Annotated in this window: 5 protein-coding genes; 4 read left to right on the top strand and 1 reads right to left on the bottom strand. The window is 73.1% G+C overall.

Going from position 1 to position 8,690, the window contains the following annotated elements; all coding sequences use genetic code 11:
* The first annotated feature begins 1,598 nt into the window (after positions 1–1,598).
* Complete coding sequence (locus tag A3IG_RS0121795; protein ID WP_018385711.1) at positions 1,599–2,603, top strand: trypsin-like serine peptidase; 1,005 nt, start codon at positions 1,599–1,601, stop codon at positions 2,601–2,603.
* Positions 2,604–2,749: 146 nt separating this feature from the next.
* Here A3IG_RS0121795 and A3IG_RS0121790 read toward each other — a convergent pair whose 3' ends face one another.
* The gene (locus tag A3IG_RS0121790) at positions 2,750–3,466 is read right to left on the bottom strand and encodes a TetR/AcrR family transcriptional regulator C-terminal domain-containing protein (protein WP_018385710.1); all 717 of its coding nucleotides are present in this window, start codon (positions 3,464–3,466) and stop codon (positions 2,750–2,752) included.
* Positions 3,467–3,608: 142 nt separating this feature from the next.
* Between A3IG_RS0121790 and A3IG_RS0121785 the strand changes: the two genes are divergently transcribed.
* From A3IG_RS0121785 to A3IG_RS0121775, 3 genes are all read left to right on the top strand, one after another.
* Complete coding sequence (locus A3IG_RS0121785) at positions 3,609–5,117, top strand: MFS transporter (protein WP_040912107.1); 1,509 nt, start codon at positions 3,609–3,611, stop codon at positions 5,115–5,117.
* Positions 5,118–5,312: 195 nt separating this feature from the next.
* On the top strand, positions 5,313–6,113 hold the full coding sequence (locus tag A3IG_RS0121780) for an ABC transporter ATP-binding protein (RefSeq protein WP_018385708.1): 801 nt from the start codon (positions 5,313–5,315) through the stop codon (positions 6,111–6,113).
* On the top strand, positions 6,110–8,632 hold the full coding sequence (locus tag A3IG_RS0121775; protein ID WP_018385707.1) for an ABC transporter permease: 2,523 nt from the start codon (positions 6,110–6,112) through the stop codon (positions 8,630–8,632). The genes A3IG_RS0121780 and A3IG_RS0121775 overlap by 4 nt, the downstream gene beginning before the upstream one ends.
* The last annotated feature ends 58 nt before the right edge of the window (positions 8,633–8,690 follow it).

The raw sequence follows: 8,690 nt of genomic DNA, 5'->3' as shown, positions 1-8,690 counted from the left end.
GGGGAAATCACTCACACAGGGAGGAGCCGAGCAGCAGTGCCCGAACACAACGAAGGACGCCACGGGCCGCCGTACTGGTTGGCGGTGCTAGTGGCTGTTCTGACCACTGTGAGCGCCATTGCTGGTTGTGTGGAGGCTATTGCGCGCTAGTCGTGCTGGCTGGGCCCGGTTCGGACTGACCTGCTTGGNGGGNCCGGTCACCAAAAANCGGACCGGNCCCGCCAAGCTCCGCACACCGGAGGCCCGACCTCGCTGCAACGAGGCTCGGGCCTCCTTGCGTGAGCGACAATCAAGGAGTCCAACCTGTCAGATTGAAGCTCCCCGACAGATAGCAAGTTCACTGTACTGCGAGAGTACTTGTGTTGTGGTCACGAGTTTCGGAACTAGGTATCAGGTCGGCGCCGCGGGACTTGTCGCACCGTCACGAGGAGCATGGCCACGGACACCAGAGCGGCGAGGGACGGAAGCGGCCACCGGGACAGTTCGAGGGCTGACACCCGGTTCTCAAGGTCGCGGATGTCCGCCTCGGTCAGGTCGGCCGGTCCACCTGGACTTCGAGCCGGCCGTTCGCCGTGGCGAACCCCTGTGTCCAACGCGCCCCGTAGCCGTTTCGGGTTCGGCGGCAACGGTGGCGGTCTCCGGCGGGGTCACCGCGGCACCACCGGCGGCAGCCGGCCCAGCGGGTCCCGCAGGGGGATACTGCGGCGGTCGGGCTAGCCCAACACCACCCTGGCACGGCCGCAGCATGGCCGCCGCACGTCTGTCATCTTCCGCCACGGCTGTGACCTGCGTAGATGCACAACCGCTGGAATGCTGCAAAGTTAGACGAGGCTTGCCGCCGCGAGAGCCGCCTGACCTGGGGATTTACTCTCGGGTCGTCATCAGCCCTGCAGGGATCGCAACTGCATGAGCGAGTGGACGCGCCAGATGGCGGCCACGAGTCGTCATCAGTCCTGAAAGGATCGCAACCCGGCATAGTCTGTTAGCCAACGCGCCTCGTTCACTGTGGTTCAGCCCTTACAAGGCAGACGTCGGCGGTTCGAATCCGTCTGTGCCCACCAGCACGAAGGCCCCCAATCGATCGGCGAATCTTGATGTAGGGCCTTTGACATCCATGCTCGACATCAGTTCCGTGGCCTGCGCAGCATCCGGCGCGGTGCGGGACATCGAAGACGATCAGGTACGCCGGCTCGACCCTCACCAGACCAGCAACCGCACACCATGCCGCGGCCGGCCACGGTGCGGGGGGTCGGACGCGTCCGGGCGGAGACGGATACCGGCGCCGCCCGACGCCGCAGTGGGGGGCTGGCGGGGTGAGTCACCCCGTGGTTCTTCGGTCGGCCTCCTGGAAAGGTGGGTACCCATCGCCTGCCGCGTCCGCCCCAGCGTGCCCCCGAAGAAGGTGAACTCGGGTGTTCCGCCGATCACTTGACGGTGTCGCGGAGGACGCCACAGACTCGCAACCGGGAACGGCAGGGGACGGTGTCTTCCCTGTTCCGCCGTGTGTGGCTTTCCCTCAGTGATCCGGCCGGACGGTCCGGTGCGCCCGTCCGGTCCGTCTCCGCGTGCCCCGTCGGGCCGCATGCGAAGGAGCACACATGACGTCAACCCTCCACACCACCGCGCGGGCCATGGCCGCCGTCGGTGTTCTGGTGGCCGCCGGGGCCCTGGCGGGTCCTGCCGGGGCGAGTCCGGCGCCCGCCGGCGACGCGGCCGTCCACGGCGCGGCCACGTCGCAGGCGGCGCAGGAGCAGGTGAGCGCGTTCTGGACGGCCGAGCGGATGCGGCAGGCCACGCCGCTCGACCTGTCCGACGTGTCCCCGGGGGACGTCAGCCCGACCGACGTGGCTCGCGGTGCCCCGGAGACCGTGCCGGCCACCCCCGGCGACGTCAGCCCGCAGGCGTTCCCGGAGGAAGGCGGGCCGTGGACCGGCGGCGGCGAGGTGGTCACCACCTCGGGCCGGGTGTTCTTCGTCTGGGACGGCGAACCGTCCTTCTGCTCCGGGAACGCCGTCACCAGCGCCAACCACAGCACCGTGCTCACCGCGGGGCACTGCGTGAAGCTGTTCGGCAACTGGCACACCAACTGGGTGTTCGTGCCCAACTACCACGACGGCCAGGCCCCGTTCGGCGTGTGGACGGCCGCCAGGACCATGGCCACGCCGCAGTGGGTGGCCAGTGAGGACGCCATCGACTATGACATCGGCGCGGCCGTGGTCAACCGGCTCGACGGCAGGCGCCTCACCGACGTCGTCGGCGGCCAGGGGCTGAGGTTCAACTCCGGCTACGGCAAGGACGTGTACGCCTTCGGCTTCCCCGCCGGCCACCAGTACGACGGGGAGAAGCTGATCTACTGCAGTGGCCGGACCACCAGGGACACGCAGGGCACCGACGACCACGGCCTGCTCTGCGACATGACCGGCGGCTCGAGCGGCGGCCCCTGGTTCGAGCGGTTCGACGAGGCCACTGGGACGGGCCTGCAGTCCTCGCTGACCAGCTTCAGCTACCGCGGGCAGCACGAGACCAAGTTCGGCCCGTACTTCGGCAACGTCGCGAAGAAGTTCTACCACCGGGCGCAGTCCCTCCACCCCCACGCCGGGTAGGCGCGTCGTCATCAGCCCTGGAGGGCTCAGAACCCAGAACGCAGCCGCCCACGTCTTCGTAGGCGGCTGCCTTCATCAGCCCTGGAGGGCTCGCAACGAAGCCGCCCCGCCCCGGCGGTGGCCGGGCGCAGGACGTGGCTCCGCGCCTACCCGGTTCGGTCGAGCTGGGCCTGGAGTCCGTCGAGCAGGTAGTCGAGGCCGGTGTTGAAACTGCCGTCCCAGTCGTCGTCGTAGAGGTACCCGTGGGCGGCCAGGGTGGGGTACCGGTCGTGCTCGGCGCGCAACTGCTCCTGGCCGACGCGGCGTTCCTCGTCGGTGATGCGCAGGGTGGACTCGGTCGACGCCGAGCCCATGACGTGGTTGTACAGCGCCCAGGTCGCCGCGGACAGGCCCCCGCCGGTGAAGCCGGCCCGGACCAGTGTCGCCTGGAGGACTTCCATCGACGCGAGGAAGTTCGGGCCGATGGTCGGTCGCTGCCGCGCCGGGACGGCCGCGGCCCACGGGTGCCGCAGCAGCGCGGCCCGCCAGCCGGACAGCACCGCGGTGATGTCCCCGCGCCAGTCGGGACCGCCCGGGGCCGGCACCGGGACCTCGCCGAAGATCGCGTCGACGGCGAGGTCGATCACGTCGTCCTTCGTGTCGACGTGCCAGTACAGCGACGGGGCGACGACGGCGAGCCGCTCGGCGAGGCGCCGCATGGTGAGCCGCTCGATGCCCTCCTCGTCGAGCAGGGCGACGGCCGCCTCCACGATGCGGGTGAGCGTCAGCGGCGGCTCCCCCCGGGTGGCGCGGCGGGGGCGCAGCCAGACGCTCCGCACCTCTCCGCCCTTGCGCTGGTCGCGTGCGTCGCCCACGGTCCCCATCCCACCTCACCTGACGTTCCGCTCACCCTGCCGCTCCCGGGCAGTGTAGTACGTTGTTCGCTCTCCCTAACGTTGTTAGGGATTGCCGTACACCGTTTGAGGGCTCGCCGGGGTGGGCCCGTGGGGCAGGGAGGTCGAGGTCATGGTCGGGGACACGGAAGGAAGCGGCGCGGACCCACGGCGATGGTGGACGCTGCTGGTGGTGAGCGCGGCCCAGCTCCTGGTGGTGCTGGACGGGACGATCGTGAACATCGCGTTGCCCTCGGCGCAGCAGGCGCTGGGCATGTCCGACGCCAGCCGGCAGTGGGTGGTCACGGCGTACGCGCTGGCCTTCGGCGGGCTGCTGTTGATCGGTGGCAGGGTCAGTGGCGCACTCGGCCACCGAAGGACGTTCGTCGTCGGCCTGGTCGGCTTCGCCGGCTCGTCGGCGCTCGGCGGAGCCGCGGCCATCCCGGAGACGCTGTTCGGGGCGCGGGCCCTGCAGGGGGTGTTCGCCGCCGCGCTCGCGCCCGCCGGGTTGTCGTTGCTGGCGACCACGTTCACCGAGGCCCGGGAACGCGGGCGGGCGTTCGGCGTGTTCGCCGCGGTCGGTGCCGCGGGGTCCGCGGTCGGCCTGATCGCGGGAGGGTTGCTGACCGAGTACGCGTCCTGGCGGTGGTGCCTCTACGTCAACGTGCCGATCGCGCTGGTCGCCGTGTGCGGCACGGTGCTGGTGCCGCCGGACCGGCCGGTCCGCCGCGGTGGTCGGCTCGACCTGCCGGGTGCCCTGCTCAGCGCCTCGGGTTTCGCCGCGGTGGTGTACGCCTTCAACGAGGCCCAGCCGCACGGGTGGGGTTCGGTGCGGGTGCTGGCCCTGCTGGGCGGGGGGATTCTGCTGCTCGCCGGGTTCGTCGTCGTCGAGGTCCGCAGGTCCCAGCCGCTGCTGCCGATGCGCGTCCTGGTGCACCGCGCCCGCGCGGCGGCGTTCCTGGCGATCACGTTGATGTTCGTCGCGATGTTCGGCTTCTACCTGTTCATGAGCTACTACACCCAGACCGTCCTCGGCTACTCACCCGTCCAGGCGGGGTTGACGCTGATCATCAACGCCCTCGCCGCACTGGTCGGCTCGACCCTCGTCGCCGGGAGGCTGCACGGGCGCGTCCCGCCCACGGCGCTGATCCTGCCGGGCCTGCTCGTCACGGCCCTGGGCATGGTCGTCCTGACCCGCCTGACGCCGGACAGCACCCACGTCCTCCCGGTGTACCTGGTACCCGCGTTGGTGCTCACCGGGCTCGGCCTCGGTTGCGTCATGCCCCCGACAGCCAGCCTCGCCACGGCGGGCATGCGCGGGCACGACATCGGAGCCGCGTCGGCCGCCTACAACGCGTCCCAGCAACTCGGCGCCGCCCTCGGCACCGCGCTGCTCAACACCGTCGCGGCCAGCGCCAGCGCCGCCTACCTGGCGTCACACGGGCACGCCACGGCCGCCGCGGCCTCCGTGCATGGTTACACCACGGCCCTCACCGTCGCGTTCGGCATCCTCCTCGCCGCCGCGTGCCTGGTGGCGCTGCTGACGGCGACCGGTCGCCGGCCGGGGAAGGCCGGCACGCCGGAACGGGAGACCTCGTCCCCGGTCCCGGACCGGCGACCCGAGGGCGATCCCAGCCGCTGACGCGTGGCCCCCGCGGGGGTGCCCGGCCGGGAGCCCGAGCCGAGCACCCCCGCGCAGGGCCTCCGCACCGCGGGGATGCCCCCGGCCCGACCTGGGGCTTTCCCCACCCCGTGGAGCCGGGCCTGCTCCATGGCCCCGACCTTGCTCTTTCCCTAGCGTCGAGAGCGTGGTTGACCAGGCAGGGAGAGAGAGTCCATGAGCAGGCGCGCCGACCAGCGGAGCACCACCGGGGAGAGTCAGTTTCCCGCCCCGGCGATCGAACTGCGCGGGGTGCGCCGCCACTACGGCCGGGGTGCGTCCGCCGTGCAGGCCCTGCGGGGTGTGGACCTGGCGCTGCCGCGGGGCAGCTTCACCGCGGTGATGGGCCCGTCCGGCTCCGGCAAGAGCACCTTCCTCCAGTGCGCCGCCGGGCTCGACCGACCGGACGCCGGTCAGGTGCTGCTCGGCGGGGAGGAGATCACCAAGCTGAGCGAGGACCGGCTCACCAGGCTCCGCCGCACCAGGGTCGGGTTCGTGTTCCAGTCGTTCAACCTCCTGCCCTCCCTCACCGTGCTCCAGAACGTCCTGCTGCCGCAGCGGCTGGCCGGCGTGCGCGGGGACCGGCGGCGCGCCGGGGAACTCCTCGCCGAGGTCGGCCTCGACCGGCACGGCGGCCGACGCCCCGCGCAGTTGTCCGGTGGACAGCAGCAGCGGGTGGCGATCGCCCGGGCGCTGATCACCCAGCCGGAAGTGATCTTCGCCGACGAGCCGACCGGCGCTCTGGACACCCGCTCCGCGGACGAGGTCCTCACCCTGCTGCGCCGCGCCGTCGACGCGCTGGGGGCGACGGTGGTCATGGTCACCCACGATCCGGTGGCCGCCTCGCACGCGGACCGGGTGCTCTTCCTCGCCGACGGCTCCCTCGCCGGAGAGGTCAGCCACCCGGACCCGCAGACCGTCGCCGACCGGATGGTCCGCCTGACCTCGGCCGCGCGGCCGGCCGGGGCAGCGGCATGACCAACGGACTCGCCCGGGCCTCGATCCGGTTCCGCCCCGCCTCGTTCGTGGGCAGCCTGGTGGCGCTGGTGTTCTCGGTCACGATCGTCACCGCCTGCGGCATCCTGTTGCAGACCGGGATCACCGCCTCCGTCCCGCCGCAGCGCTACGCGCACACCCCGGTGGTGGTCGCCGGCGACCAGTACGCCCGGATCGACGCCGCGCACGCCGACGAGACCGAGGACGTCGCGCTGCCCGAACGCGACCGGGTGCCGGCCGCCACCGCGGCGAGGATCGCCCAACTGCCCACGGTGGCAGCCGCCGTGCCCGACGTCGCCTTCCCCCTCCAGTCCACCGTGCCGGGCAGCGCGCCGCTGCCCGACCTGACCGGTCGCAACATCGCCGCGTCCGGCATCCCCGCCCCCGACGCCCCCGCGCCCGGGTGCGTCCCCGGACCCGGCGAGGTCGTCCTCGACCGGAACAGCGCACACGCCGCCGGCCTCGCCGTCGGCGACCACGTCGCCCTCACGGCGCCCGGGGGCAGCGGCACCTACCGGGTCTGTGGCCTGGCACCCGACCGCGGCGACGGCGCCAGTGCCTGGTTCGCCGGCCCCGTCGCCGACCGGCTCTCCGGCCACCCCGGCACCGTGGACGCCGTCGCCGTCCGGCCCCGCCCCGGCGTGACCACCGGGGAGTTGGCCACCCGGGTCCGCGAGGTCCTGGACGGCCGCGCCGAGGTGTTCACCGGCGACGACCGTGGCGAGGTGGAGGAACCGGGGCTGGCCGACGGCAGGACCCTGCTCCTCGGCCTGGGTGGGTCCTTCGGCGGCATCGCCGCCACCACCGCGGTCTTCGTGGTGATCGGCACCATCGCCCTGGCCGTCGGACAGCGAGCCCGCGAGTTCGCCCTGCTCAGGGCCGTCGGGGCGACCCCGCGGCAGATCCGCCGCACCGTCGCGGCCGAGGCCCTGATGCTCGCCCCCGTCGCCGGGGCCCTGGGGGTCTGGCCGGGTGTCGCCCTCGCCCACTGGTGGTTCGGCCAACTCGTCGACCGCGGTGCGGTCCCGGAGCAGGTCCGGCTCGACGTCGGCTTCCTGCCGATGGTCGTCGCCGTCGGCCTCGTCGCCCTCGCCGCGCTCCTCGCCGGGTGGGTCGCCGGCCGCCGGCCCGCCCGGCTCCGGCCCAGCCAGGCGCTGGGCGAGGCCGCCCTGGAACGGGCCTGGCCCGGTGTGGTGCGCACGGTCCTCGGCGTGGCCTTCGCCGTCGGCGGCACGGTGCTGGCCACCGTGGCCGCCGACCTCGACGGGGAGGACGCCGCGAACACCGCGCTCGGCGTGGTGATGTGCTTCCTGGCGGCCGTGGCCCTGCTCGGCCCGCTGCTGGTCCGCCTGCTCGTCGTCGTCCTCGGGCTGCCGGCGCGGGCCTGTTCCGTCGCCGGGTCGCTCGCCGCGGACAACGTCCGTGCGCAGGCCCGCGGGTTCGCCTCGGCCGTCATCCCGATCGCCATGGTCACCGCGTTCTGCGGCACCCTGGTGTTCCTCCAGACCACCGTGCGCCACGTCTCCGACGAGCACGTCCGGGACGCCGTCGTGGCCGACCACGTGCTGTCCCCCACCGGCCCCGGTCTGCCCGACACCGTCGCCGAGCGCGCCGCGGACCTGCCCGGGGTCCGGACCGCGACGGGGGTCCTGCGCACGGGGGTGCTCTACCAGTCCGGTGGGGCCCTGAACTCGGCCACGGCCCTGGGTGTCTCAGGAGACCCGGCCGCCCTGCCCGACGTCCTCGACCTCGACGTCACCAGCGGGTCACTGGCCCGTCTGACCCCCGACGCCCGCACCGTCGCGGTGGACGCCCTGCTCGCCGACTCCCTGGGGGTGAGCACCGGGGACCGGCTCTCCCTGCGGCTCGGCGACGGCACCCGGGCCCGCCCCACCGTGGTCGCCGTGTACCAGCGCGGCCTCGGCCTCGGCGACGTCCTGTTCTCCCGCGACGCCCTGACCACCCACGTCACCGCGGCCCTCGACGACCAGGTGCTGGTCACCGACTCCGGCGACGCCGACCACGCCGCAGTCGCCCACGCCCTGGCGGAGCTCACCCTGGCCGCGTCGGTCACCGACGCCGCCGGATACCGCGCCCAGGCCGACCGGGACCAGGAACTCAACGCCTGGGCCAACTACGTGATGGCCGCGGTACTCGGCGGGTTCGCCGCGCTGGCCGCGGGAAACACCCTGGTGATGACCGTCCTCCAGCGCCGCCGCGAACTGGCCCTGCTCCGCCTGACCGGCACCACCCGCCGGCAGGTCCGCGGCATGGTGCGGTTCGAGGCCCTGCTGGTCGCCGCCACCGGTCTGTTGCTCGGCGGAGTCATCGCCTGGACCACCCTGGTCCCGGTCACCCGCGGCCTCACCGGGGAGGGCCCGCACGTCCCCGCCGGCACCGCCCTGCTCCTCAGCGCCGGCGTCGTCCTGCTCACCCTGGTCACCACCGCCCTGCCCACCCGCGCCCTGCTGCGCGGCAACCCGGTCGCGCCCGGCGGGTGACCGGTGACGACCACCGGCCCCGTCCGGCGTGCTCCCCTGCCCCCTTGGGGGGCGGTCC

The organism is Wenjunlia vitaminophila DSM 41686 (genome assembly GCF_000380165.1).
Lineage (GTDB): Bacteria > Actinomycetota > Actinomycetes > Streptomycetales > Streptomycetaceae > Wenjunlia > Wenjunlia vitaminophila.
This window is presented reverse-complemented; position numbering and strand designations above follow the sequence as displayed.

Excerpts from the sequence above, each read along its gene's own strand:
- A3IG_RS0121795 (WP_018385711.1), top strand. The coding sequence starts at position 1,599 with ATGACGTCAACCCTCCACACCACCGCGCGGGCCATGGCCGCCGTCGGT.
- A3IG_RS0121790 (WP_018385710.1), bottom strand. The coding sequence starts at position 3,466 with ATGGGGACCGTGGGCGACGCACGCGACCAGCGCAAGGGCGGAGAGGTG.
- A3IG_RS0121785 (WP_040912107.1), top strand. The coding sequence starts at position 3,609 with ATGGTCGGGGACACGGAAGGAAGCGGCGCGGACCCACGGCGATGGTGG.
- A3IG_RS0121780 (WP_018385708.1), top strand. The coding sequence starts at position 5,313 with ATGAGCAGGCGCGCCGACCAGCGGAGCACCACCGGGGAGAGTCAGTTT.
- A3IG_RS0121775 (WP_018385707.1), top strand. The coding sequence starts at position 6,110 with ATGACCAACGGACTCGCCCGGGCCTCGATCCGGTTCCGCCCCGCCTCG.